Source organism: Runella sp. R0.1_18, from assembly GCF_057652155.1.
Genome location: NZ_JBYFCK010000129.1, coordinates 1 through 265, shown reverse-complemented (window position 1 = coordinate 265; position 265 = coordinate 1). Strand labels below are relative to the sequence as shown.

At 66.4% G+C, this 265-nt stretch carries 1 pseudogene; it reads right to left on the bottom strand.

The window, feature by feature from the left end:
- Positions 1–35 precede the first annotated feature (35 nt).
- Positions 36–265 (bottom strand): annotated as a pseudogene (locus AC23P2_RS31380) (peptide ABC transporter ATP-binding protein); the annotation flags it as partial.

Here is a 265-nt window from a genome sequence, read left to right as displayed (position 1 = left end):
CTCTGCGGCCCGCGCTGGTGCTGCGCGGGGGTCTGTCAATGCGTGATGAGCTTGGAGAGGAAGTCCTTCGCCCGGTCGCTCTTGGGGGCCGTGAAGAACTCGTCGGGGGCGGCCTCCTCGACGATCTGGCCGTCGGCCATGAAGACCACACGGTCGGCGGCCTTGCGCGCGAAGCCCATCTCGTGGGTGACGACGACCATGGTCATCCCCTCCTCCGCCAAACCGACCATGACGTCGAGGACCTCGTTGATCATCTCGGGGTCGA